A 23,681-nucleotide genomic window follows, 5' to 3' on the forward strand; every position below is an offset into this window, starting at 1 on the left:
CCGGATGTCCAAGAAGACCCATCAGCATCAGTTGGCCCAGCGGAAGGCCCAACGGATGGCCGAGCGGGAGGCCGAGCGCGCCCGCCAGCGGAAGATGCTGACGATCACCATCACGGCGATCGTGGCGGTGGTCGTGGTGATCGCCGGTGTCTTCGTGATCGCCGCCAACACCGGCGACGACACGCCGGCCGCCGGTGACACTCCGAGCAGCAGTCCGAGCGCGCAGACCTCGCCCGGTCCGGAGAACAAGCCGAAGTCGATCCCGACCGCGCTCGCGGCGCCGAACAAGCGCCCGACCCCGCTGGCGGCCCAGGTCGACTGCACCTTCACGAAGTCCGCGGAGCCCGCCAGCAAGCAGGTCAACCCGCCGCCGAACGGCAAGACCAAGGCCAGCGGCACGTCACCGGTCGCGCTGAACACCTCGGTCGGCGACGTACGCCTCACCCTGGACAGCAGCCTGGCGCCGTGCGCGGTGAAGAGCTTCCTCAGCCTCGTCGGGCAGAAGTACTTCGACAACACCACCTGCCACCGGCTCACCGTCGAAGGCCTCCAGGTGCTGCAGTGCGGCGACCCGTCCGCCACCGGCAGCGGCGGCCCCGGCTACAGCTTCAAGGACGAGGTCTTCCCCGAGCTGAAGTACGGCCGCGGTGTGCTGGCGATGGCGAACTCCGGCCCCAACACGAACGGCTCCCAGTTCTTCATCGTGTACGGCGACGCGGCCGGGCTGAGCCCGGCGTACACGGTCGTCGGCACGGTCGACGCGACCAGCCTGAAGGTGATCGACAAGGTGGCCAACGCCGGCGTCGTCCCGGAGCCGGGCGGAACCCCGACCGACGGCAAGCCCTTCCTCGAGGTCAAGATCAAGACCGCCACGGCGGCCAGCTAGCAAGCAGACCAACGCCCCGCCTGCCGGTACTGGCAGGCGGGGTGTTCGGCTTTGGCAAGGCAGATCGGACGGTTCAGGCGAGTTCGTCGTAGCGGCTGCGGGGCCAGGCGAGCAGCGCGTCGATCTGGATCATGCCGGACTGCTCGAGCAGCGTGACCGGGCCCTCGGCGAAGTGGAAGAGGCCGGTGGCCGGATCGCGGACCTCGCTCCAGGCGCGGTCGGAGTACGCCTGCATGGTCGCCTGGTACCTGCTGTCAGGGGAGACCGAGTCGAGGATCAGCAGGTTCTTGAAGTAGATCGAGTTGAACCGGGTCGGCTGCTTCCAGAGCCGGTCATCGGTGTTGTAGAAGGCCAGCGATGCCTCCGCGAGCGCCTTGGCGTCGTTGAGGTACTTCTTGTCGTGCGTTGCCTTGTACAACAAAGTGCCGGCGCCGAGCATCACGCCCTGGTTGTAGCTCCACTGCGTCTTCTCGATCGTCCCGGCCAGGTCGATGTGGTCCCAGTACAGACCGTTCGGGGCCAGCATGCACTGCTGCGCCCAGGCGTACATCCGCTTCGCCCAGGTCAGGTACGACTCGTCCTTCGTCAGCAGGTAGAGGTGCGCGCCGAGTTCCGCGCCCGGCCCGTTCGAAACCGTGTTGCGGTCCTGGCTCCACGGCGCCTGGGTCCAGTAGACGCCACCCGCGCACGGGTGCGCCGGATCGGTGTCCCAGCCGTGCACGACGAGCGCGAAGATCTCCTTCGCCCGGGCCAGCGACGAGCGGTCACCAGTCCGCTGGTAGTGCTGGATCAGGTTCAGGCCGATCCACTCGTTGTCGTCGTAGAACTTGTCGCCGCCCTGGCCGAGCGGCGGGCGCACGTACGAGTCGTAGCCCTTCGGCGTGGTCGTCGCGTTCCAGTAGGGCTCGTAGCCATCGAGCCGGTGCTCCGCCTCGGCGGACCACTTGCTCCCGATGCCCGGGATCCCCGCCAGGTTCTCGGCGGCCACCACGGCCTGCGAGTACGGCCAGACGTAGGAGTACGGGTTCTGCTGGGTGTTCGGGTACTCCTCCAGCAGCAGGCCCGGGCCGGCGGAGAAGTACTTGTTCAGCGCCTGGTACGACGCGGTGGCGCGTGCGGCCGGGTTCACGGTCATCTGGGCATTCTCTGCGGTCGGCGCTGTCTTAGCGGCTGGTGCCGCCTCGGCAGCGGGGGCGTGCAGTGCGGCGAGCATCCCGGCGGCGAGCAATCCACCGGCGATCTTCCGAGTTGATATACCAAATTTTCTGGCCATCGACCTGCTCCTCCTGGGGCGGCAGCGGTTGACATCGATGTCAGTTTCTAACCGCCGCAGGGATTCCGCGTCAATGGCTCGCGGTCAGCCGATTTCCGGTTAGCTTGATATATCAACTGTCAGCGGCCGCTGGTGGAACGAAGGTGAACCAGGCCGAGCGGAGCCCGAGTTTCGACCGGACCTGGTCGCCGGTGAACACCCGCATGCCGCTCGAGCCGACCGCCTCGACCGTCACTACGCGACCTCCCGTGGGACCGACACCGGTCCGCTTCGTCACGCGCAGACTGCGCAAGGCCCCGACCCCGAAGGCGGCCTGCGCTGGTCTTGCTCACCGACCAACTGGCGTACGGATTCTTGTTGCCCGGGTACGCGTCCCAGCCGTCCACCTTCATCACCTGGTACGCCGGGCTACCTGCGGCGGTGGCTCCGCCGTTCGACGAGGAGAACTCCGCGATGATCGGGTTGCCCTGGTAAAGGCGGATCTGGCCGGCCGTGGCGGTGATCGCCGTGTTGGTCGCGGTCTGCTCCGAGTTGTAGCCGCCGTAGACCTGGCACGAGGTGGTGTCACACAGGTCGTAGATCCGCGCGGTGTTGCGTTTGCGGTAGTACGCCGAATAGGTGCGTGCGGCAACCGACTGCGCCTGGAGCGCGGCAGGTTTCCAGCTCACCAGGGCTTCCCGCGGAACCACGCCGCGCAGGTAGCTCTCCAGCGGCAGGACGTTGATCGTGTCCAGGTGCGCGCCGGCGATGTCTCCCGACCGGAGCGCGCCGCGGTACCTGACCACGGACCCGCTGGGCAGGATCAGCGAGATCGCCGTAGGCCCTTCGAACTGCGCCATCCCCGCGAGGGTCTTCCAGAGGGTCCACGCCTTCGTCCTGGCGTTGTACGACCTCACCGTCGACCCGTGCTCGCCGTACGGGTCGATCGACCACTGGTTCCGGGTGGATGCCGTGGGCAACGTGGTGACCTGGCCCGCCTTGAGATCGCGGGTCCGCAGCTGGTTCGCCGCCACGACCCGGACACCGTCGGTGGTGTCCGCGGTGATCCGAATCCGGATACCACCCGTCACCTTCCCCACCGTCGTACCGGGGTAGTAGAAGTCGAGGATCTGCTTGACCGAGCGTCCGGCGATCGCCGCGCCCTGAGCGCCGTACTGCGACATGCCGCGTCCGTGACCGTAGCCGCGTCCGGTGATGGTGGTGTTCGCCTGCTGGTCGGCGGGCAGCGCCTCACGCGCCTCGGCCGTTGCGCTGAGCAACGTCGATACCAGGACCAGGGCAACCATCGCGCGCTTCATGAGAGCGCCTTGTACTGGACGTAAACCTTGCGGTCGGCGGTGTGATAGACCATCGACCCGCCCTGGAAGTTCTGCCGCTTGCCACCCTTGACGGCGTACATCTCGGTGATCGGCAGTCCCAGCCGGCTGTCCCCCAGTTTCCGGTAGAGGGTGCGGAACGAGCCCATCACCGAATGGGGGCCGGTGGCAACGGACCAGTGGATGTCCCGGACGCCGAAGTAGGTCGCCCGTCCGGTCCTGGTCGCATGGTCGCCCCAGACCGGCTGGCCGACCACCGGGAACCCGCCGAGCCGGAGGGCGAAGCGGTAGATCTCGGTGGCGACGCTCTTGCCCATCAGGATGTGTGTCCGCTGCCGGAGCCAGGGCAGGGCGGCGTACAGATTCTTGCCCGGGCAGGCGGTCGCCGTGGTGTCGCGATGGCCCGAGATGCTGAGCAACTTCGTGCCGGCCAGGATGAGGGTGGTGCGGGGCGAACGGTAGTTGGCGTCCATCTTCCAGGCGATGATCCTGGCCGTCATCTCCAAGGACGCGGCCGAAGGCGCTGCGGTCTCGTAGTTGCCGATCAGCGAGACGCCGAACGAGTTCGCGTTGTACGACCCGGTGTGCGCGCCGAGCACCGGCAGATGCATCCCGCCGTACCGGCCTTCGAAGGCGCGGCCGAACCGGTCGACCAGGAAGTTGTAGCCGAGATCGCACCAGCCGCGGCTCTTGACGTGGTACGCGTACATGCCGCGGACCATCGCCGCGACCTGGGTGCGGGTGTAGTCGTTCCGGTCGACCGTGTGGTGCACGAAGGCCGCCTGCACGGTACTGGTGTACTTCGGCTTCGCACAGGCCGCGCCGTTGTAGTCGCGCAACCGCTCGTCGGCACCCCAGCCGCGGCGGGTGACGACAGGCGGCATCGCGTACGGCGCGGCGCTGACCGCCAGGGGAACTGCCTGGGTGGCAGTCGACGGAACCGCCTGCGCGGTGGCCGGCGGTTCCGCGTCGGTGGCGAGAGTGCCCGGCTGGATCAGGGCGACCCTGGCGTCGCGGATCGTCGGGGCGGGGCCAGCCGGGGCAGGGCCAGCCGGTGAAGGAACGGGGCCAGTCGGGGAAGATGGCTCATGGGTCAGCCTTCCGGCCAGGGCGTCACTGATGTGGTCCCAGACCTTGCGGGGACAGCAGTAATCGATTATGCGCACGGCGTGACTGGGAACCCGTGCATTGTCGTCACCCTGCGTGGCGTTCGACCGGCAGCTAGAATTACTGCTGAAATCGCAGTGACTCGAACGCAGGGACCCGAAGCGCAGGGATCCGAAGCGCAGTACCGAGTGGGGTGAGGCGGGATGACCAACCGGTTCCGGCTGGAGGATCTGTCCTGCCCGCTGTCCACGACCGTGCAGCACGTCGGAGAGTGGTGGACGCTGCTCATCCTGCACGACGCCTTCGACGGCTTCACCCGCTTCGACGAGTTCCAGCGCAACCTGAAGATTTCGTCGAGCATGCTCACCACCCGGCTCAGAACCCTTGTGGAAGACGGATTGCTGGAGCGGCGGCAGTACCAGGACAAGCCGCCGCGGTACGAATACGTCCTGACCGAGCTCGGGCTGTCGCTGCGTCCGGTGATCATCACCCTGGCCGCGTGGGGCAACGAGCGGCTCGGCCCCGAGGACCGGACGATGATCCTCGTCGACAGCGAGACCGGCAAGGAGGTCGAGCCGGTCGTGGTCGACCAGGCCACCGGCCGGCGGATCGACGGACCGGACTTCGTCTTCACCTCCGGACCCGCGGCGAGCCCGGCCATGCGGAAACGGTACGAAGATGTGCGATCGCGCTGATTTTCAGCAGATTCTCAGGAGATTTCGGTCGGTTTCCTGATCCCGGTAGGCTCAATGCACTACTCGTCGAGGAAGGCGCGTCATGGAATTCATCCTGTTGATCGCGGTTGTCGTGATCGCCGTACTGGCTTACCGCTCGTACCGGCGCACGCAGCTGCAGACCAAGAAGAGGGACGAGATCAGCTCGGCCGAGCTCGCATCGGTCAAGCGCACCGCGGACGAGGACATCACCAAGTTCGGCGAGGAACTGCAGGACCTCGACCTGGACATGGTCGGCAAGGACCTCGGCGACGGCGCCCGGCAGGACTACCAGCGCGCCCTCGACTCGTACGAGGCGGCCAAGGAAGCGGTCGGCAAGGTCACCGAGGCCGAGCAGATCAAGCACGTGATCGAGATCCTGGAGGACGGCCGCTACGCGATGGCGTGCGTCCGCGCCCGGGTCAACGACGAGCCCCTGCCGCAGCGGCGCCCGTCCTGCTTCTTCAACCCGCAGCACGGCCCGTCCGTGGTGGACGTGATGTGGTCGCCCCCAGGCGGCGCGCCCCGCGAAGTACCGGCCTGCGCCGCTGACGCCGAGCGCGTCCGCGCCGGCGCCGAGCCGGACGTCCGCAAGGTCATGGTCGGCCCGCAGCGCGTCCCGTACTGGGAGGCCGGCCCGGCCTACTCGCCTTACGCACAAGGCATGTTCGGCGCCCTGGGCGGCGTGATGACCGGTATGTTCCTCGGCACCATGCTCGGCGGCATGTTCGCCGGCGGCGGCTACGGCGACTACGCGGCCGGCTACGACGGCGGAGGTGACGGCGGCGGCGATGGTGGAGGTGACGGCGGCGGCGACGGCGGAGACGGCGGCGGCTTCGACTTCGGCGGCGACAGCGGCGGCGGCGACTCCGGCGGCTGGGACTTCGGCGGCGGCGACTTCGGCGGCGACTTCTAACCCCTACAAACAACACAGCCGGTGGCGGACCTCGTGATCCCCACCGGCTGTTTGTTTTCTGGTACCACGCCCCACGCGGCTCCTGCGTCGCGGTCAACGGTGGGAAGGGCGGCTATCGACGGGACCGATCGACTCTCGACGGGACCCCGAACAGCCCACCCTGCATGGCTAAATCCGTCCATGCACCCCACCTCGTCAGGCAGCCGAGGCATTGCTGTACCAAACGACGGGTAGATGTCGCCCTCGGCGTCAACCCCACGCCGGCCAAGGTGGTTCAGGCATGCAGAAAACGCAATACTTCCTGTCGGTGCGTACGCCGCTCGCCCGTCCTCAGCAATTGCTGCTCGGCGTACCACCTGACACTGACCGACAATCGCCTCGCACTAGTCTGAATCGTCCGGGTCAGCCGGACCCTCGAGACTGGAGTACGCGATGGATCTGCACCTGGCCGGTAAGACCGCGCTCGTCACCGGCGCCAGCAAAGGCATCGGACTGGCCATCACCCGGGGACTGCTCGACGAAGGTGTGAAGGTCGTCGCCGGCGCCCGGTCCGTCGACGGCCAACTGGGCTCGCTGCCGGTCGAGACTGTCTCCGTCGACCTCAGTACGCCGGACGGTCCCGCGGACTTCGTCGCCGAGGCAGTGACCCGGACGGGCGGGTTCGACATTCTGGTCAACAACGTCGGCTTTGTGCATCCGCGACCGGGTGGGTTCGTCTCGGTGACCGACGAGGACTGGCTGGCGACCTGGACGCTCGACTTCCTGTCGGCCGTGCGGACCACGCGAGCCGCGCTGCCTCACCTGCTGGAGCGGACCGGGACGATCGTTACCGTCTGCTCGGTCAACGCGATCCTGCCCGATCCGCTGGTGATCGACTACAGCGCCGCCAAGGCCGCTTCCTCCAACTTCTTCAAGGCGTTGTCGAAGGAGGTAGGGCCGCAAGGCGTCCGGGTGAACACGGTCAGCCCAGGGCCGGTCTCCACGGATCTCTGGCTCGGCAAGGGCGGAGTGGCCGAGACGGTCGCCGGCGCCGTCGGAGGCGAACCGGACGCCGTCGCCGCGCAGGCCGCGGCTGGCTCCGTGACCGGGCGCTTCACCACCCCGGAGGAGGTGGCCGCACTGGTCGTCTTCCTGGCCAGCGACAGGGCCGGCAATCTCACCGGCGCGGACATCGTGATCGACGGCGGCCTCACGCCCACGCTCTGAGCTCAGGGGTGGTGGTTCTCAGCTCCACCTGCAGAGCACCACGAAATTCATGACCGCAGGTGGAGCCGTCGGGCGGCCTCGGCGATCGAACCGGAGACCGAGGGGTAGACCGTGAACGACTGGGCCATCTGGTCGACGGTCAGCCGCGCGCCGACGGCCAGGGAGATCGGGTGGATCAGCTCGCTGGCCCGGGGCGCGACCACCACGCCACCGACGATGATGCCGGTGTTCGGCAGGCAGAAGAGCTTGATGAATCCGTCCCGGACGCCCTGCATCTTGGCCCGGGCGTTGTCCGCGAGCGGCACTTTGACCGCCATCGCGGTACTGCCGCCCGCGTCCACGACGGCCTGGGTGAGCCCGACGGTGGCGATCTCGGGCGCGGTGAAGACGTTGGAGGACACGGTCGACAGGTTCAGCGGGGCCACGGCGTCACCGAGCGCGTGCGACATCGCGATCCGGCCCTGCATGGCCGCCACCGAGGCGAGCATCAGGACGCCGGTGCAGTCGCCCGCGGCGTACACGCCCCGGGCTGTCGTCCGGGACACCTTGTCGACCGTGATGAAGCCGCCGTCGCCCAGCGACACGCCCGACTCGACGAGTCCCATGTGCTCGGTGTTCGGCAGCGAACCGACGGCCAGCAGCGCGTGCGACCCCTCCACCTTGCGGCCGTCCGTCAGGGTCACCACGACCCCGTCGCCCTGCCGCTTGACCGACTCGGCCCGCGACTTGCCCAGCACTGTCATGCCGCGCCGCTTGAAGACGTCCTCCAGTACTGCGGCCGCGTCCTGGTCCTCGCCCGGCAGTACCCGGTCGCGCGATGACACCAGCACCACGTCGCTGCCGAGCGCGTCGTACGCGCTGGCGAACTCGGCGCCGGTGACACCGGACCCGACCACGATCAGCCGCTCGGGCAGTTCCTCGAGCTCGTAGACCTGCTCCCAGGTCAGGATCCGCTCGCCGTCCGGCTCGGAGCCCGGGAGGATTCGGGGCCTTGCACCGGTGGCGATCAGCACCACGTCGGCGTCCAGCCGCTCGTCGTCGACCACCACGGCCTCGGGACCGTCCAGCCGGCCGCGGCCGTGGATCACCCGGACCTTGTCGTCGGCGAGTCGCCGGCTGATCCCCTCCGACTGGGCCGTCGCCAGCGCCTTGACCCGTTTGTTGACGACGGAGAGATCGACACGCACCGAGTTCGCCGGATCGTCGTCTCCGTCATCGAGGCGGACACCGAGCTCACCGGCCTCCTCGACCTCGGTCATCACCTCGGCCGTGGCGATCAGGGTCTTGCTCGGCACACAGTCCGTGAGCACGCAGGAACCGCCGATCCCGTCGGAATCGACAACCGTCACCTCCGCTCCCAGCTGGGCGGCCGCACTCGCCGCTTCGTACCCGCCAGGACCGCCACCGATGATCACAACTCGCGCCACGAGACGCCATTGTTCCGTATCCTGTGACGTCGTGACCCTGTACGCCGCGTTTGCGTCGAATCTGGACCCGAACCTGATGGCCGAGCGGTGCCCGTACTCGCCCCTGCGCGGGACCGGGTGGATCGTCGGCTGGCGACTCACCTTCGGAGGCGAGGAGCTCGGCTGGGAGGGCTCGATGGCGACCGTCGTCGAGGACCCGGCCGACCCGGTCAACCAGGTCTTCGTCGCCCTGTACGACGTCCACCCCAAGGACGCGGAGCGCCTGGACGAGTGGGAGTGGATCGACCAGGGCGTCTACCGCAAGATCCAGGTGCGGGTGCAGACCCTGGACGGCGAGCAGCTGGCCTGGATGTACGTGCTGAACGCCTACGAGGGCGGCCTGCCCTCCGCGCGCTACGTGGGCATCCTCGCCGAGGCAGCAGAAGCCGCGGGCGCCCCGGACGACTACGTGGCGGATTTGCGCTCGCGGCCCTGCCAGTCCTCGGGCCACTGACTCGCCCGCCCGGTGACTCCTCGGGTGGTTGGTTAACCGGGCGGTATCGTGCGCTCGTGACCGTCAACGATGCCGTTCTGACCCGTACCGCTGCCCAGGCCTGGCTCGCCGAGGACCCGGATCCCGACACCCGCGCCGAGCTCCAGCAGTTGCTCGACGCCGGTGCTGAAGCAGACGCTGAACTGGCCGACCGCTTCTCCGGCACCCTCGAGTTCGGCACCGCGGGTCTGCGCGGCGCGATGGGCGCTGGGCCGAACCGGATGAACCGGGTCGTGGTGGTCCGCGCCGCCGCCGGCCTCTGCGCCTACCTGAAGGCGAACGGCCTCACCGACGGCCCGGTCCTGATCGGGTACGACGCGCGCCACAAGTCCGACGTGTTCGCCCAGGACACGGCCGCGGTGGTCCGGGGCGCCGGGATCGACGCGGTACTGCTGGACCAGCCAACGCCGACCCCGGTGGTGGCGTTCGGAATCCGGCATCTGAAAGCGGTTGCCGGGGTGGTTGTGACGGCGTCGCACAATCCCCCGCAGGACAACGGCTACAAGGTCTATCTCGGCGACGGCTCGCAGATCGTGCCGCCGGCCGACGTGGAGATCGCCGCCTCCATCGCGGCGGTCGGCCCGCTGGCGTCCGTGCCGCGCGGTGACGACTGGCAGACGGCCGGCGACGACCTGCTCGACGCCTACCTCGACCGGATCGCGACTCTGGTACCGGCGGACGCTCCCCGATCGTTGAATGTGGCGTACACGCCGTTGCACGGGGTCGGGCGCGCCCTTGTGGAGCGGGCGGTGCAGCGGGCCGGGTTCGCAGCACCGGCTGTGGTGGCGTCGCAGGCGGATCCGGATCCGGACTTCCCGACGGTGTCGTTCCCGAACCCGGAGGAGCCGGGGGCGATCGATGCCGCTCTGGAGCTCGCTCGGGCCGAGGGCGCGGACCTTGCCGTCGCCAACGATCCCGACGCCGACCGGTGCGCGGTCGCCGTACCGGATCCTGCTGCTGAGGGCGGGTGGCGGATGCTGCGCGGGGACGAGCTCGGGTCGTTGCTGGGCGAGTTCCTGCTGTCTTCCGGGGCTCAGGGGGTCGCGGCCTGCTCGATCGTGTCGTCGTCGCTGCTGGGGAAGATCGCGGCGGCGTACGGGATCCGGTACGTCGAGACGCTCACCGGGTTCAAGTGGATCGGGCGGGTGCCGGAGCTGGTGTTCGGCTACGAGGAGGCGCTCGGGTACTGCGTCGACCCGGCGGCGGTGAAGGACAAGGACGGCGTGTCGACGCTGGTCCGGGTACTCCAGCTCGGCGCTCAGGCGAAGGCCGAAGGGCGGACGCTGCTGGACCTGCTGGACGATTTGGCGAAGAAGTACGGGCTGCACGCGACGGACCAGCTGTCCGTGCGGGTGGACGACCTGAGCCTGATCGCCGCGGCAATGGATCGCCTCCGCGCCACCCCGCCCACGGAACTCGGCGGCCACTCGGTTGAGCGCGTGGACGACCTCAGCCACGGCACCGAAACCCTCCCACCCACCGAAGGCCTCCGCTACACCCTGTCCGACGGCGCCCGAGTAGTAGTCCGCCCCTCCGGAACCGAACCCAAACTCAAGTGCTACCTGGAAGTCGTAATCCCCGTCTCAGCCAACGACGTCCCAGCAGCCCGCACCCAAGCCGCGGTGGAACTGGCAGCCATCAAACGCTCCCTCGCCACCGCCGCCGGCATCTAGCCCAAGCCCCCGAGGGCATGAACCGGGTGGGGGCGCGCCTGGTTAGTGGGCGGCGGCGGCTTCGGCTTGTTCGGCTTGGAGGGAGGACTGGAGGGACGAGTGGAGGAGGCGGAGGGTGCTGGTGGACTGCATCAGCGCCTCTCGCTCGTCGGGGTTGCGGTTCGCGAGGCTGGTGATCTCGTCGATGCTGGCCGCGATCCGGGCGATCCGGTCCGCCACGGTGCCCTCACCGCTGCTGGCCCGGCGGACCGCGTCCGAGGTGATGGTCCAGACGTCCTCGCGGTCGTTCGTGCGGCGGGACAGGTCGACCATCTGGCCGAGCGCGGCCAGATCGCTGTCGATCTGCGCGCGCTCCACCGGCATGGTGATGTTGGCGGTGCCCTGGCGCAGCCGGGTGACGTGCCCGGACAGCTCCGACCAGCTGCACTTGCCGCCTCTGATCTTGTCCAGCACCTTCGTGTACTCGGTGTTGAACTCGTCGTAGTTCACGATCCTTGACTCCTGCCGTTCGTCGGTCGACCAAGACTGTAAGGCGTGCGGACCCGAAACACGGTAGCCACACGATCGCAGATCGTGAACGTGTCGGCAAAACGCGAAAGCCGCCTGAAACGCCAACGCGTGCCAGGCGGCTTGGTTACTCGCGAATCTACGCTTTGTCACCCGCGAATCTACGCATTGCGCGTCAGGATACGCGGCTGGAGGTCGCCGCGAAGGTATTGCACCGGCTCGCGGTGGCCGTGGAGCTGGTCGCGTTGAAGCCCGCGGTGGACCACCAGTTGTGGTTCGACCAGCGAGCCATTAGGCCGGTTGCGATGAGGAGACCGCGGCGGGAGACCCGGGTCAGCGCAGGAACTCCGCGAGCACGGCGATGACCGCGAGCACGGCGACGATCGTGAGCTCGGGCCGCGCCCAGCTGGTGACGACCTCGCCCTCGGAACTCTGGCCGTACAGGTTGACGTGGTTGTCGATCCGGTCGACCACGAACTCCGCGCGCGAGATCGAGCTCTCCGGGCTCAGCTTTCGCCCGCCGACCCGCTGCTTGCGCAGGTCCCGCATCACCAGTTGCACGCCCGGCGCGCGCAGCCGCGCGTTCTCGGTGTGCACCCGGAGGATGTCGGTCACGTCGACGTCGGTGATCTTGCCCCACGGCACGGTGTGATCACGGATGTGGTTACGGATCAGCAGGTTCTCGGGGCGGAGCGTGACGGACGGACGAACCAGACCGACGTAGGCGAGCACCATCAGGATCCCGATCAGGGCCGCGACCTCCAGGCCGCCCAGGGTGCGCCACTCCAGCACGATGTCGATCAGCCCGATCACCCCGATCGCCATCACCACGACGCCGGTGATCCGGTTCGACGTGGACAGGTACCGCTCACTCTCGCTGGCCTTCGGTTTCACCCCGACAAAGTAGCCGCCACCTGGTCACCGGCCTAGAACCAGCCACCACTCTGGACCGTCTTGTGACCGGAAACGCGGGGCTGGGAACGGCATTAGACTGCCAGGTGTGACCACTACCGACACTGGCGTCGACAGTCTCGCCGACGTGACCTCGTCCGAGGACCGGCTGCGCCGGTTCCTGCTGGGCCTGCCGGGCGTCGACCAGGTCGGCGCCGAGGCGCGGGCCGCCACCTTGAGCACCCGGTCGATCAAGACCACCGCCAAGGCCTACGCCCTCGATCTGGCCATCCAGATGATCGACCTGACCACGCTGGAGGGCCAGGACACCCCGGGCAAGGTGCGGGCGCTGTGCTCGAAGGCTAAACGCCCGGACCCGGCGGACCCGACCGCGCCGCAGGTGGCCGCGGTCTGTGTGTATCCCGACCTGGTGGCGACCGCGAAGTACGAGCTGCGCGGGTCGGGGATCAACGTGGCGAGCGTGGCAACCGCGTTCCCGAGCGGCCGTTCCAGCCTCGCGATCAAGGTGCAGGACACCCAGGACGCGGTGGCGGCCGGCGCCGACGAGGTCGACATGGTGATCGACCGGGGCGCCTTCCTGTCCGGGCGGTACGGGCTGGTCTTCGACGAGATCACCGCGATCCGCCAGGCGGCCGGTGACGCGCATCTCAAGGTGATCCTGGAGACCGGCGAGCTGGTCACCTACGACAACGTCCGGCGGGCCTCCTGGCTGGCGATGCTGGCCGGCGCGGACTTCATCAAGACCTCCACCGGCAAGGTCTCCCCCGCGGCGACGCTGCCGGTCACGCTGGTGATGCTGGAGGCCGTCCGGGACTACCACGAGGCGACCGGCCTGCACATCGGCGTCAAACCCGCCGGCGGCATCCGGACCGCGAAGGACGCGATCAAGTACCTGGTCACCGTCAACGAGACGGCCGGACCGGATTGGCTGGACCCGGAGCTGTTCCGCTTCGGCGCCTCCAGTCTGCTGAACGACCTGCTGATGCAACGCACCAAGCTGGCCACCGGGAACTACCCCGGCCCCGACTACTTCACGCTGGACTGAGGCATGAGCAGATTCGAGTACGCACCCGCGCCCGAGTCGCGGGCGATCGTGGACATCAAGTCGTCGTACGGGTTGTTCATCAACGGCGCCTTCACCGAGGCCACCGACGGCAAGCCGTTCAAGACGGTCAGCCCCGCCTCCGAGGAGGTGCTGGCCGAGATCAGCGAGGCTGGTCCGGCCGACGTCGACAAGGCGGTCAAGGCCGCCCGCAAGGCCTACGACAAGGTCTGGGGCACGATGCCGGGCCGCGACCGGGCGAAGTACCTGTACCGGATCGCCCGGCTGATCCAGGAGCGGTCCCGCGAGCTGGCCGTGCTGGAGTCGCTGGACAACGGCAAGCCGATCCGCGAGTCCCGCGACGTCGACCTGCCGCTGGTCGCCGCGCACTTCTTCTACTACGCCGGCTGGGCCGACAAGCTCGAGTACGCCGGCGCCGGGGAGAACCCGCAGCCCCTGGGCGTCGCCGCGCAGGTGATCCCGTGGAACTTCCCGCTGATGATGCTCGCGTGGAAGATCGCGCCCGCCCTCGCGGCAGGTAACACCGTGGTGCTGAAGCCGGCCGAGACGACGCCGCTGACCGCGCTCGCCTTCGCCGAGATCTGCCAGCAGGCCGATCTGCCGCCGGGCGTGGTGAACATCATCACCGGCGCGGGCCGGACCGGTCAGGCGCTGGTCGAGCACGAGGGCGTCGACAAGGTCGCGTTCACCGGCTCCACCGCCGTCGGCCGGGCGATCGCCAAGTCGGTGGCCGGCACGGACAAGAAGGTCACCCTCGAGCTGGGCGGCAAGGCGGCGAACATCGTCTTCGAGGACGCGCCGATCGACCAGACCATCGAGGGCATCGTCAACGGCATCTTCTTCAACCAGGGCCACGTCTGCTGCGCCGGTTCGCGGCTGCTGGTCCAGGAGAGCGTGTACGACGAGGTGCTGGCCCGGCTGAAGCGCCGGATGGGCACCCTGCGGGTGGGTGACCCGCTGGACAAGAACACCGACATCGGCGCGATCAACTCCGCCGAGCAGCTGGCCCGGATCCGCGAGCTGTCGCAGGTCGGCGAGGACGAGGGCGCCGAGCGCTGGTCGCCCGAGTGCGAGCTGCCGACCCAGGGCTACTGGTTCGCGCCGACCGTGTTCACCGGCGTCTCCCAGGCGCACCGGATCGCCCGCGAGGAGATCTTCGGGCCGGTGCTCTCGGTGCTCACCTTCCGCACCCCGGCCGAGGCCGTGGAGAAGGCGAACAACACCCCCTTCGGCCTGTCCGCCGGGGTCTGGACCGACAAGGGCTCCCGGATCCTGTGGATGGCCGACCAGCTGCGCGCCGGCGTGGTCTGGGCCAACACGTTCAACCGTTTCGACCCGACCTCGCCGTTCGGCGGCTACAAGGAGTCGGGTTACGGCCGCGAGGGCGGCCGCCATGGTCTGGAGGCCTACCTTGCCCACTAAGGACAGTGCCCGCCTGGACGTGCGCAAGACCTACAAGCTGTACGTCGGCGGCGCCTTCCCGCGCAGCGAGTCGGGCCGGTCGTACGTGGTGAACAATGCCAGGGGCAAGTTCCTCGCGAACGCCTCGCAGGCCTCCCGCAAGGACGCCCGGGACGCGGTCGTCGCGGCCCGCAAGGCGTTCGGCGGCTGGTCCGGCAAGACCGCGTACAACCGCGGCCAGGTGCTCTACCGGATCGCCGAGGTGATGGAGGGCCGGCACGAGCAGTTCAGCGCCGAGGTCGCCGCCGCCGAGGGGCTGTCGATCGGCAAGGCCCGGGCCGTGGTGGACGCCGCCATCGACCGCTGGGTCTGGTACGCCGGCTGGGCGGACAAGCTGGCCCAGGTGGTCGGCTCCAGCAACCCGGTGGCCGGCCCGTACTTCGACTTCTCCTTGCCTGAGGCAACTGGTGTGGTGGCGGTGCTGGCCCCGCAGGACTCCAGCCTGCTCGGCCTGACCAGCGTGATCGCCCCGGCGATCGTGTCCGGCAACACGGTCGTCGCGGTCACGTCGTTCGAGCGTCCGCTGCCGGCGGTCACGCTGGGCGAGGTGATGGCGACCTCCGACCTGCCGGGTGGCGTGGTCAACATCCTGACCGGCTCGGCGTCGGAGATCGGGCCGTGGCTGGCCGGTCACCTGGACGTGAACGCGATCGACCTGGCCGGGGTGACGGATCCCGAGGAGGCGACGGCGCTGGAGGTCGCGGCGGCGGAGAACCTCAAGCGAGTGCGCCGACCGGTCGACGAGGACTGGACGGAGTCGCCCGGCCTGTCCCGCCTGACGCAGTACCTCGAACTGAAGACCGTCTGGCATCCCATCGGCGTCTGATCCCGCCCTGATGCTGTTCGCCGCGAAGCCGATCCCGGACGACAAGGTGGCCGTGGTGTCACCGTCGGGTGGACTCCCCGAGGTGTTCCCCGCGCCGTACGAGCTGGGCCTCCAGCGGCTCCGTGCCTTCGGGCTGGAGCCGGTGGAGTATCCGGCGACCCGGAAACTGCGGTCGACGCTGGAGGAGCGGGCCGCCGACCTGCACGCCGCCTGGTCGGACCCGCAGGTCCGCGCGGTGATCGCCAGTATCGGCGGCGACGACCAGATCGCCCTGCTGAAGTACCTCGATCCGGCGGTCTTCCGGGCGGACCCGAAGCCGTTCTTCGGCTACAGCGACAACACGAACATGCTCAACTTCCTTTACTCGCAAGGGCTTCCGGCGTTCCACGGCGGCAGCGTGATGGTGCAGTTCGGCCGCGGCGGCGCGATGCATCCCGACAGCGAGCGGTCGCTGCGAGCCGCGCTCTTCACCTCCGGGGACTTCGAGCTGGCTCCCGCGACCGGCTGGACCGACCGGGATCGCGACTGGGCGAACCCCGTCCACCTGGAGACCGAGCCCGACCTCTTCCCGGGCGAGGGCTGGAGCTGGCACGGTCCGTCGACGCCGGTCAGCGGGCCACTCTGGGGCGGTTGCCTGGAGATCCTCGACTGGCAACTGGCCGTCGGCCGCTGGATGCTCCCGGTCGAGGAGTACTCCGGGGTCCTCTTCTGCGAGACCAGTGAGGAACTCCCGAGCGACACCCAGGTCTACCGGATACTCCGCAACTTCGGCGAACGCGGTCTGCTCGCCCGCTTCGACGCAGTCCTCTGGGGCCGCCCCAAGACCTGGGAACTGGACCACCAGACCACTCCGGACGAAGGCGCCGCCTACCGCGCTTCGCAGTACGCCGCTGTGGCGCGGGCGCTCGCGGAGTACAACCCCTCCGCGCTGCTGGTCACCGGGCTGGACATCGGCCACACCGATCCGCAGGTCGTCCTCCCCTACGGCGGCAACGTCTCCATCGACCCTGCCGCGGAGCGGATCACCGTCACCTACTGATTGATGACCTGCGCTTCTTGACGCCCACGTCTCGCCTGCTGATCATTGCCCGACGAAGAACCAGGCGGCGGCCAGTGCGAGCAAGAAGAACACCGGAACCAGCAGGAGCAACAACCCGCGCCTGGTCCGGCGCACCTGTGCCGCCTGCGCGACCGTCGTACTGAGCTCGTCGTCGTTGCTGACGGCGGTGCGCTGTCCTGCCAACAGGGGCGCCTCCTGCTCGAGCCGGTAGGCCTCGACCTCCAGACGATCGGCAAGGGTGTCCGCGCGCTCCCAACGGTCGCCGACGCGGTAAGCGAGCGTGCGGGCCAGGATGTCGTCGACCTGGCCGAGCGAGTCGTGCAGCAGCGGCCGCAGGCTGGGTGGGTTGAGCTCCGGGTCGCGCGCGAGCACGTCGTTGATGGAGGACGCCACGAAGGGCGCCCGCCCGGTCATCAGCGCATACGTCACCGCGCCGACGGCGTACACGTCCGCCCGCTCGTCGAAACCATCGCTCCCGCGCGCCTGCTCAGGAGCCATGTACGACGGGGTGCCGACGGCCTGGGTCAGTCCCGACGCCTCCGCGGCGCGTTTCGCCAGCCCGAGATCGGCCAGCACGATCCGATGCGTGCCGCCGCCCGACTCGCTGCCCTGGTTGGGCCGGAGCAGCAGGTTCGCCGGGGTGATGTCGCGGTGCACGACACCCTCCTCGTGCAGGGCGGCGACCGCTCGCGCCAGGTCCGCGCCCCACCAGAGCGCGTCGGCCGGGTCAGTCGGGCCATGGACGAGCACCTCGGCCAGGGACCCGCCGCTGACGAAGTCCATCACGAAGTACGGGCGGCCGTCGGGCAGTTGGCCGAGGTCGAAGACCCGGACCACCCGGTCGCTGGCGATCCGGCGCATCAGCCGGGCCTCGGACAGGAACCGCTCGCGGACGTCAGCTCGGGAGGCCCAGTTGTCCGCCAGCACCTTGACGGCCACGGCCACGTCGAGGTCGTCGTCGTACCCGCGCCAGACCGTCGCGAAGGCGCCTGCGCCGATCTTCGACTGCAGCCGATACCTTCCGATGACATCCATCCCGGCTATTGTCGGTGACTGGGCGGATCTAGGCGAACACCGACGCGACACGCAGCAGCTGGGGGAGCATGAACGAGGACCTGGAACACCTCGCGGCGAGGGCGGCGGCCGGCGACGAGGGGGTCGTCCCCGAACTGCTGCAGGCGATCCGTCCGCAGGTGCTGCACCGGGTGTCCAAGTTCCTGCCGGTCCGCGAGGATGCCGAAGAGGCCGCGCAGGACACGCTGCTCCAGGTGGCGACCAAGATCCACACCTTCAAGGGCACCGGCAGCTTCGCCGGCTGGCTGACCGTGGTCGCGACGAACTGCGCCCGGCAGACCTACCGTTCGCTGAAGCGCCGGTCCGTCGAGCAGTCCGCCGAGGTGCTGCCGGAGTCGGTGGACCCGCGGACCACCTCGGTGATCGCCGGCTCGCGGCTCGACCTGCTGGAGGCGCTCGAAGCGCTCGAGTCGAACCACCCGCAACTCGTCCAGCCGCTGGTACTGCGCGACCTCGGCGCGATGACCTACGTCGAGATCGCCGACGAACTGGCCGTGCCGCTCGGCACCGTGAAGGCCCGGATCCACCAGGCCCGCAAGGAAGTCGCCGAGCACCTCACCGTCCGCTGAAGCGGCTGCGCACCACGACCGCTCGCCGCAGGTCGTCGGCCAGGTCGGACACCGACCGACGGATGCTCGGGGCAACGGTGTCGTCGGCGACCAGCGCCTCGGCCTGCTCGATCACCCGCTGGTCCACCGCGAACCGCGGGAAGATGCGCGTGGTGGTCAGCGAGATCGCCATCCCGGCCCGGTGGTCGGCGGTGCCGGCGATCTGTTCGAAGAAGCGGTCCACGTACGGCGCGGTGAGCTCGGCCTGGGCGGGATGCCAGAAGCCCTCGCAGGTGGCGAACAACTCGTTCACCCCGAGCGCGGGATCCGTCATGATCCGGGTCCAGGCTGCTTCCTTGCCGCCGGCGGTCGCCGCGTAGCACCTCGCGGCCTGGGAGACGCCCTCGGTCGACTGGTCCCGGGCCAGCTCCGCGTCGATGTCCGCCTTGCCGGACGCGCCCAGCCGGACGAGCCGCAGTACCAGTGACCAGCGGAGATCCGCGTCGACAGTGAGGCCTTCGGGGATCTGGTGGCCATCGAGCCAGCCCTTCAGCAGCTGCTCGTCCGCCGTGGTGGCGATGACTCCGCGCGTGATGGCGAGCTGGAGGCTGCTGCCGGGCGGCGTCTGGGCGAGCCGGGCGGTCAGTGCGTCGGCTGCCTGCGCGCGGTACGACTCGTACGGGAAGAGGTAGACCCCGAGCAGGCGGTCCTCCAGCCAGCGCAGCAACGACCCCACCGCGATGTCGCTGTCCTCCTGCGCCAACGCCGCCAGCAGGATCTCGAAGGCCTGGTTCGGATCCAGCTCGGCGTCGGCGGTCGCGTCGCGGATGCTGTTCCAGATCACCGCGCGGGTGGTGCCGTCCTCGATCCTCGGCAGGACCGTGGGCAGGTTCGCGAGGCTCTCCGCGTCGAGCCTGATCTTGGCCCAGGTGTCGTCGGCCGCATCCGGCACGATCACCTTCAGCGCGGGATCGAGCTCCATGTCCACGTGGTCGCCGTCCAGCAACACCTGGGCTGACGTGCCGCGGCCCTGCTCGTCGTACCCGCCGACCGTGAACTGGTGCGGACGGTCTGCCGGGTGGTCCGCGGGCGCCTTGCGGTGCACGCGGATCCCGGTCTCCGTGCGCTCGGCGCTGATCGTGTCCAGACCGGCCGTGCGCAACCACTGCGCGGACCAGTTCGGCAGGTCCTCGGCACCGGCCTCGGTGAGCTTGCCGATGAACTCCGCCAGGTCCGCGTTGCCGAACTCGTTCGCGTCGATGTGCGCGTTGACGCCCTTCAGGAACACCTCGTCGCCGAGGTAGGTGGCGAGTTGCTTGAGCACCGCGGCGCCCTTGGCGTAGGAGATCCCGTCGAAGTCGTCGAGCGAGGCCCGCGCGTCCTTGATCGCGTCAGCTGCGACCGGATGCGTCGACGTCCGCTGGTCCGCCAGCAGGCCCCACCACTTGCGCACGAACGCGAAGTCCGTCCAGTGCCCGGCGTGATCCGTCGCGTCGTGCGAGACCCGGTGCGCCATGTACTCCGCGAAGGACTCGTTCAGCCAGAGGTCGTTCCACCACTTCATCGTGACGGTGTCGCCGAACCACATGTGCGCCATCTCGTGCACCACGATCCGCGCCCTGGTACTGCGTTCCGCGTCCGTCACCTTCGACCGGAACACCAGGCTGTCCGCGAACGTCACGCAGCCCGGGTTCTCCATCGCACCGAGGTTGAAGTCGGGCACGAACACCTGGTGGTACTCGCCGAAGGGATAGCGGTACCCGAACATCCGGTGGTACTCGTCGAACGCCTGGGCCGTGGTACGGAAGAGGTCGTCCTTGTCCTTGTCCAGGTGCTCCTTCAGGCTCTGCCGACAGGCCAGGCCGAGCGGGATGCCGTCGTGCTCGGAACGGATCAGGTGGTAGGGACCCGCCACCAGCGTCACGAAGTACGTGGAGAGCGGTTTGGTCTCGGCGACCTTCCACTGGCCGGGCGCGGTCTGCGTCGCCGCCCCGTTCCCCAGCACGATCCAGTCCTCGGGGCACCGCACCGACATCGTGTACGGCGCCTTCAGATCCGGCTGGTCGAAGCAGGCGAAGTACCGCGGGGCCGACTCCAGCGAGGACATCCCGTAGGTGTAGACCCTGCCGTCGGCGGCATCGACCGTGCGCTGCAGCCCTTCGCCATCCGCCGAGTAGGCCATCCGGCTGGTGACCACCAGTTCGTTCTCGGCCCGCAACCCCTCGAGCGGCAATCGCCCGTCGACCAGACCACCGACGTCGACGGGGACATCGTTCAGCGTCACCGAGACCAACTCGTCGGGCTTCACGTCGACGAACGTGTTCTCGGCCGACGCGGCGAACCAGATCCGGCTGACCGAGCCGAACGTGGTGTCCCCGGTGGTCAGGTCGAACTCGAGGTGGTATCCGCGAACGGTGACGGCGGCGGCCCGGATCCGGGCGTCCTCCACGGTGAGAGCAGGCATACTCCGGACGCTAGCAACCCGGTCTAAACGGGCGGGAGCTCGGACCGGTCGCGCTCATGGCGGAGGTACAGTCCCGTCGCGGTCGACACGCTGGTGAGCAGCCAGACCGCCACCCCGGCATCGTCGGCCACCCCGATGATCGGCAGCAGTTCGGGGAGGATGTCGATCGGCGAGACCAGGTAGACCAGCGCGAGCACCCACAAAGCCATCCGGCTCTTGGGCAACCCGGCGTAGCCCTCCTGACGCGCGGCCCGCAGCAGTCGGGGCAGCGCACGGGCCCGTTCGAAGAAATCTCCGATGGGCACCGGCTCTCCCCTGGCCACCCGCCGCCGACGACGCACCCGCAGCAGCAGGCCGAGGCCGGCCACGGCAGCCCCCACGACGAGCAGGCCCACCCCGGCCGCGGCCGCGGGCAAACCGGCGACATCGGCATCCCGGAACACCAATGTCGTCAGCCCCATCAAGCCCAGCAACCCACCGAAGTACAGCATCCACCAACCCTAGTGCGCCCCAGCCCAACAGGCAGGGAGGTCGAGTGGCGGCAGCAGGTCTACCCGGCGGCGAGGTGGATGTGGTGGGCGAGGGACTTGGTGGCGGTGGTCGGCCGGTGGGCGGAGTGGCAGAGGAGGTGGGAGCGGGTGGACCACGGGTCGGTCAGCGGGCGGATGTCCAGCAGAGGTCCGGGCGGCACGGAGCGGAGCGGGACGACGGCAAGGCCCACTCCCGCGGTGGCGAGGGTGATGAGGGCGTGGAGGGTGGGGACGAGGGTCCGGTAGCGCGGGACCGGCGCGTGTGGGCCGAGGTGTTTGTCGATCCAGCCGCGGAGGGCCGCATCGGCGGGTAGGCCGACCATCGGGTGCTCGGCGACGTCGGCGTACGAGAGTGACTGCCGCCCGGCGAGCACGCCACCGGACTGCCCGATCACGACGAGCGAGTCGTCGGCCAGGAGTTCAGTCCGCAATGAGGTCGAGCCGGCCTCGTCGTCCGACACGATGCCCAGGTCGGCCTTGCCCTCGCTGAGCAGGCGCAGCGACCGCGGCGTGCGCTGCTCGGACACCGTCACGTCGTGCTCCGGATACTCCCGCAGGAACGACGCCAGTGCGGCCGGCACCAGCCGATCCATGGCAGACGTCCCGGCGACCAGCACGAGCGGCCGGGACCGCGCCGCGGTGTAGCTCGCGACAGCACTGTCGAGCCGAGCAGTCTGAGCCAGTACTTCGCGCGCGTGGCGGGCCAGCGTCGTACCGGCCGGCGTCGGCCGCACTCCGCGCCGCTCCCGGATCAGCAACGCAACCCCAGCTTGGGATTCAAGCGCCCTGACCCGCGCGCTGGCCGAAGGCAGACTGAGATGCATCCGAGCCGCTCCCGCCGTGATCGAGCCCTCGGCAACGACGTTCACGAAGAGCCGCAGATCGTCCAGGTCGTAGCGCATCTCACCAGCCTAAGTCTGAGCCATAGGCTGACCTCGGAAATGACGCATTGTGCGACCCGGTCCACACCATCGATGCTCGAACCGTGCTGACCGACGAGGACCGCGCCCGGATCGCGATGGCCCACGAGGCCTGCCAGGTCGCCGACCTCGCCCGCCTGGCGATCACCACCCGCGACCCGGCCTCAGCCCTCGCCCAGGCACACCAACTCCTCGCGACCGCCCACCACGTCCTCGAAGCGGCCCGTGCCTACGCCCACGGCATGAACCCACCCGAGAGCTTCGCCGCGACCCACCCGGAGGAAGCAGCCGACGACATCGCCGACTGGCTCCTCCGCCACCGCGGTGGGCCAGGCTCAGTCGATCAGGCCTTTGACGATCGCCGTCATCCGGTCGACGGGGATGGCGAAGCCGATGCCGATGTTGCCGGAGCGGCTGGAGGTGCCGAGGGTGGCGATGGCGGTGTTGACGCCGACGACCTGGCCGGCCGCGTTGACCAGCGGGCCGCCGGAGTTGCCCGGGTTGATGGCCGCGTCGGTCTGGATCGCCGTCTGGCGGGTACCGCTCTCACCGAAGCGGGCCTGGCGGTTGACCGCGCTGACGATGCCCGCCGTCACCGTTCCCTCCAGCCCGAGGGGTGAGCCGACGGCGAGCACCGGGTCGCCCACCCGGAGCTCCGAGGACCGGCCGAGCGTGAGCGCCCGCAGGTCCGAGGTGTCACCGCTGACCTGGAGGACGGCCAGGTCGTTGTTCGAGTCCACCCCGATGATGTCGGCGTCGAGCGAGCGCCCGTTCGACAGGACCAGTGACACATTGCTCGCTCCTTCCACCACGTGGGCGTTCGTGACCACGTGTCCCTGCCGGTCGATCGCGAAACCCGAGCCGGTGGCCCGGCCGGCGCGGACGGACACCACGCCGGGCAGCACCGCCGCCGCGGCTGAGGAGATCGACGACCCCGATCCCGACGGAGCCGAGGCCTGCGGCAGTTCCACTGGTGCGACCGCGGCGGGCGAGTCGAATGCACCACCCGTCACCGCGCCGGCCAGTCCACCCGCCAGAACGGACAACGCGATCCCGGTCGCCAGCACCCGCCCGGTACGGCGTACCGGGGTCGGGGCCGTCACCCCGGCCTGAGGTGCCGCCGCCGGGGAGGGGGGTGCCGGCGTGGCGGAGGCCGGGGTGACGGGGAAGGGGAAACCGGTCGGCGGTGGCTGGGGCGGGGCCGCCGGCGGTGGTCCGGGCTGGTAGTGCGGCCCGCGGAAGGGTTGACCGAGATGTGGGCTCACAG

General features: G+C 69.2%; 22 protein-coding genes. 11 read left to right on the plus strand and 11 right to left on the minus strand.

From position 1 onward, the window contains the following. Nucleotides 1–4 precede the first annotated feature (4 nt). Nucleotides 5–886 carry a peptidylprolyl isomerase gene (locus EV644_RS03775; RefSeq protein WP_132186942.1) on the plus strand — a complete coding sequence of 294 codons (882 nt, stop codon included), beginning with the start codon at nt 5–7 and terminating at the stop codon, nt 884–886. Between the two features lie 73 nt (nt 887–959). Here the strand turns inward: EV644_RS03775 and EV644_RS03780 are convergent, their stop codons facing one another. From EV644_RS03780 to EV644_RS03790, 3 genes are all read right to left on the minus strand, one after another. Then, the gene (locus tag EV644_RS03780; RefSeq protein ID WP_132186941.1) at nt 960–2,159 is read right to left on the minus strand and encodes a glycoside hydrolase family 76 protein; all 1,200 of its coding nucleotides are present in this window, start codon (nt 2,157–2,159) and stop codon (nt 960–962) included. A 119-nt stretch (nt 2,160–2,278) separates the two neighbouring features. Further along, entirely contained in the window at nt 2,279–3,457 is a 1,179-nt protein-coding gene (locus tag EV644_RS03785; RefSeq protein WP_241997762.1) for a SpoIID/LytB domain-containing protein, read from the minus strand. Beyond that, nucleotides 3,454–4,641: an N-acetylmuramoyl-L-alanine amidase gene (locus EV644_RS03790; protein WP_241997761.1), complete on the minus strand. Its 1,188-nt coding sequence runs from the start codon at nt 4,639–4,641 to the stop codon at nt 3,454–3,456. The genes EV644_RS03785 and EV644_RS03790 overlap by 4 nt, the downstream gene beginning before the upstream one ends. A gap of 144 nt (nt 4,642–4,785) precedes the next feature. Between EV644_RS03790 and EV644_RS03795 the strand changes: the two genes are divergently transcribed. The 3 genes from EV644_RS03795 to EV644_RS03805 all read left to right on the plus strand — a co-directional run bounded on the left by EV644_RS03795 (nt 4,786) and on the right by EV644_RS03805 (nt 7,417). Beyond that, entirely contained in the window at nt 4,786–5,277 is a 492-nt protein-coding gene (locus tag EV644_RS03795; RefSeq protein ID WP_132186939.1) for a winged helix-turn-helix transcriptional regulator, read from the plus strand. Nucleotides 5,278–5,359: 82 nt separating this feature from the next. Beyond that, nucleotides 5,360–6,211 (plus strand): hypothetical protein, encoded by an 852-nt coding sequence (locus tag EV644_RS03800; RefSeq protein WP_132186938.1) that lies wholly within the window; start codon nt 5,360–5,362, stop codon nt 6,209–6,211. Between the two features lie 432 nt (nt 6,212–6,643). Beyond that, a complete protein-coding gene (locus tag EV644_RS03805) occupies nt 6,644–7,417 on the plus strand; it encodes an SDR family oxidoreductase (protein ID WP_132186937.1) in 774 nt (257 codons plus the stop codon). A gap of 47 nt (nt 7,418–7,464) precedes the next feature. Here EV644_RS03805 and EV644_RS03810 read toward each other — a convergent pair whose 3' ends face one another. Next, nucleotides 7,465–8,844, minus strand: coding sequence for an NAD(P)H-quinone dehydrogenase (locus EV644_RS03810; protein WP_132186936.1), 1,380 nt, complete (start codon nt 8,842–8,844; stop codon nt 7,465–7,467). A gap of 31 nt (nt 8,845–8,875) precedes the next feature. Between EV644_RS03810 and EV644_RS03815 the strand changes: the two genes are divergently transcribed. Beyond that, nucleotides 8,876–9,337, plus strand: a complete 462-nt coding sequence (locus EV644_RS03815) for a gamma-glutamylcyclotransferase (RefSeq protein WP_132186935.1) — start codon at nt 8,876–8,878, stop codon at nt 9,335–9,337. A 56-nt stretch (nt 9,338–9,393) separates the two neighbouring features. Next, nucleotides 9,394–11,049, plus strand: coding sequence for a phospho-sugar mutase (locus EV644_RS03820; protein WP_132186934.1), 1,656 nt, complete (start codon nt 9,394–9,396; stop codon nt 11,047–11,049). A gap of 42 nt (nt 11,050–11,091) precedes the next feature. Here the strand turns inward: EV644_RS03820 and EV644_RS03825 are convergent, their stop codons facing one another. Both EV644_RS03825 and EV644_RS03830 read right to left on the minus strand, forming a co-directional pair. Next, nucleotides 11,092–11,538, minus strand: a complete 447-nt coding sequence (locus EV644_RS03825) for a hypothetical protein (protein ID WP_132186933.1) — start codon at nt 11,536–11,538, stop codon at nt 11,092–11,094. Nucleotides 11,539–11,889: 351 nt separating this feature from the next. Next, nucleotides 11,890–12,450, minus strand: a complete 561-nt coding sequence (locus EV644_RS03830) for a PH domain-containing protein (protein ID WP_132186932.1) — start codon at nt 12,448–12,450, stop codon at nt 11,890–11,892. Between the two features lie 106 nt (nt 12,451–12,556). Between EV644_RS03830 and deoC the strand changes: the two genes are divergently transcribed. The 4 genes from deoC to EV644_RS03850 are packed head-to-tail and all read left to right on the plus strand — an operon-like array spanning nt 12,557 to nt 16,857. Then, nucleotides 12,557–13,513, plus strand: a complete 957-nt coding sequence (gene deoC, locus EV644_RS03835) for a deoxyribose-phosphate aldolase (RefSeq protein ID WP_132186931.1) — start codon at nt 12,557–12,559, stop codon at nt 13,511–13,513. A 3-nt stretch (nt 13,514–13,516) separates the two neighbouring features. Then, complete coding sequence (locus tag EV644_RS03840; protein ID WP_132186930.1) at nt 13,517–14,953, plus strand: aldehyde dehydrogenase family protein; 1,437 nt, start codon at nt 13,517–13,519, stop codon at nt 14,951–14,953. After that, nucleotides 14,943–15,818, plus strand: coding sequence for an aldehyde dehydrogenase family protein (locus EV644_RS03845; RefSeq protein WP_132186929.1), 876 nt, complete (start codon nt 14,943–14,945; stop codon nt 15,816–15,818). Before EV644_RS03840 ends, EV644_RS03845 begins: the two co-directional genes overlap by 11 nt. Before the next feature lie 10 nt (nt 15,819–15,828). Beyond that, a complete protein-coding gene (locus EV644_RS03850; protein WP_132186928.1) occupies nt 15,829–16,857 on the plus strand; it encodes a S66 family peptidase in 1,029 nt (342 codons plus the stop codon). Between the two features lie 42 nt (nt 16,858–16,899). On the opposite strand, the gene EV644_RS03855 is transcribed toward EV644_RS03850, so the two are convergent. Further along, a complete protein-coding gene (locus tag EV644_RS03855) occupies nt 16,900–17,913 on the minus strand; it encodes a serine/threonine-protein kinase (protein ID WP_132186927.1) in 1,014 nt (337 codons plus the stop codon). A 68-nt stretch (nt 17,914–17,981) separates the two neighbouring features. Here EV644_RS03855 and EV644_RS03860 point away from each other — a divergent pair, with 68 nt between their 5' ends. Next, nucleotides 17,982–18,521: an RNA polymerase sigma factor gene (locus tag EV644_RS03860; RefSeq protein WP_132186926.1), complete on the plus strand. Its 540-nt coding sequence runs from the start codon at nt 17,982–17,984 to the stop codon at nt 18,519–18,521. Here EV644_RS03860 and pepN read toward each other — a convergent pair. The 4 genes from pepN to EV644_RS03880 form a co-directional block, all read right to left on the minus strand. Beyond that, a complete protein-coding gene (gene pepN / locus EV644_RS03865; protein WP_132186925.1) occupies nt 18,508–20,964 on the minus strand; it encodes an aminopeptidase N in 2,457 nt (818 codons plus the stop codon). The genes EV644_RS03860 and pepN overlap by 14 nt on opposite strands. A 23-nt stretch (nt 20,965–20,987) precedes the next feature. Beyond that, on the minus strand, nt 20,988–21,455 hold the full coding sequence (locus EV644_RS03870; RefSeq protein ID WP_132186924.1) for a YkvA family protein: 468 nt from the start codon (nt 21,453–21,455) through the stop codon (nt 20,988–20,990). Nucleotides 21,456–21,514: 59 nt separating this feature from the next. Next, nucleotides 21,515–22,396, minus strand: coding sequence for a LysR family transcriptional regulator (locus EV644_RS03875; RefSeq protein WP_132186923.1), 882 nt, complete (start codon nt 22,394–22,396; stop codon nt 21,515–21,517). Between the two features lie 353 nt (nt 22,397–22,749). Continuing rightward, on the minus strand, nt 22,750–23,679 hold the full coding sequence (locus EV644_RS03880) for a S1C family serine protease (RefSeq protein WP_132186922.1): 930 nt from the start codon (nt 23,677–23,679) through the stop codon (nt 22,750–22,752). Nucleotides 23,680–23,681 lie beyond the last annotated feature (2 nt).

Source organism: Kribbella orskensis (genome assembly GCF_004342085.1).
GTDB lineage: Bacteria > Actinomycetota > Actinomycetes > Propionibacteriales > Kribbellaceae > Kribbella > Kribbella orskensis.

Excerpts from the sequence above, each read along its gene's own strand:
- EV644_RS03875 (WP_132186923.1), bottom strand. The coding sequence starts at position 22,396 with ATGCGCTACGACCTGGACGATCTGCGGCTCTTCGTGAACGTCGTTGCC.
- EV644_RS03840 (WP_132186930.1), top strand. The coding sequence starts at position 13,517 with ATGAGCAGATTCGAGTACGCACCCGCGCCCGAGTCGCGGGCGATCGTG.
- EV644_RS03860 (WP_132186926.1), top strand. The coding sequence starts at position 17,982 with ATGAACGAGGACCTGGAACACCTCGCGGCGAGGGCGGCGGCCGGCGAC.
- EV644_RS03850 (WP_132186928.1), top strand. The coding sequence starts at position 15,829 with ATGCTGTTCGCCGCGAAGCCGATCCCGGACGACAAGGTGGCCGTGGTG.
- EV644_RS03870 (WP_132186924.1), bottom strand. The coding sequence starts at position 21,455 with ATGCTGTACTTCGGTGGGTTGCTGGGCTTGATGGGGCTGACGACATTG.
- pepN (WP_132186925.1), bottom strand. The coding sequence starts at position 20,964 with ATGCCTGCTCTCACCGTGGAGGACGCCCGGATCCGGGCCGCCGCCGTC.
- EV644_RS03780 (WP_132186941.1), bottom strand. The coding sequence starts at position 2,159 with ATGGCCAGAAAATTTGGTATATCAACTCGGAAGATCGCCGGTGGATTG.
- EV644_RS03800 (WP_132186938.1), top strand. The coding sequence starts at position 5,360 with ATGGAATTCATCCTGTTGATCGCGGTTGTCGTGATCGCCGTACTGGCT.
- EV644_RS03795 (WP_132186939.1), top strand. The coding sequence starts at position 4,786 with ATGACCAACCGGTTCCGGCTGGAGGATCTGTCCTGCCCGCTGTCCACG.
- EV644_RS03775 (WP_132186942.1), top strand. The coding sequence starts at position 5 with ATGTCCAAGAAGACCCATCAGCATCAGTTGGCCCAGCGGAAGGCCCAA.
- EV644_RS03805 (WP_132186937.1), top strand. The coding sequence starts at position 6,644 with ATGGATCTGCACCTGGCCGGTAAGACCGCGCTCGTCACCGGCGCCAGC.
- EV644_RS03855 (WP_132186927.1), bottom strand. The coding sequence starts at position 17,913 with ATGGATGTCATCGGAAGGTATCGGCTGCAGTCGAAGATCGGCGCAGGC.
- EV644_RS03785 (WP_241997762.1), bottom strand. The coding sequence starts at position 3,457 with ATGAAGCGCGCGATGGTTGCCCTGGTCCTGGTATCGACGTTGCTCAGC.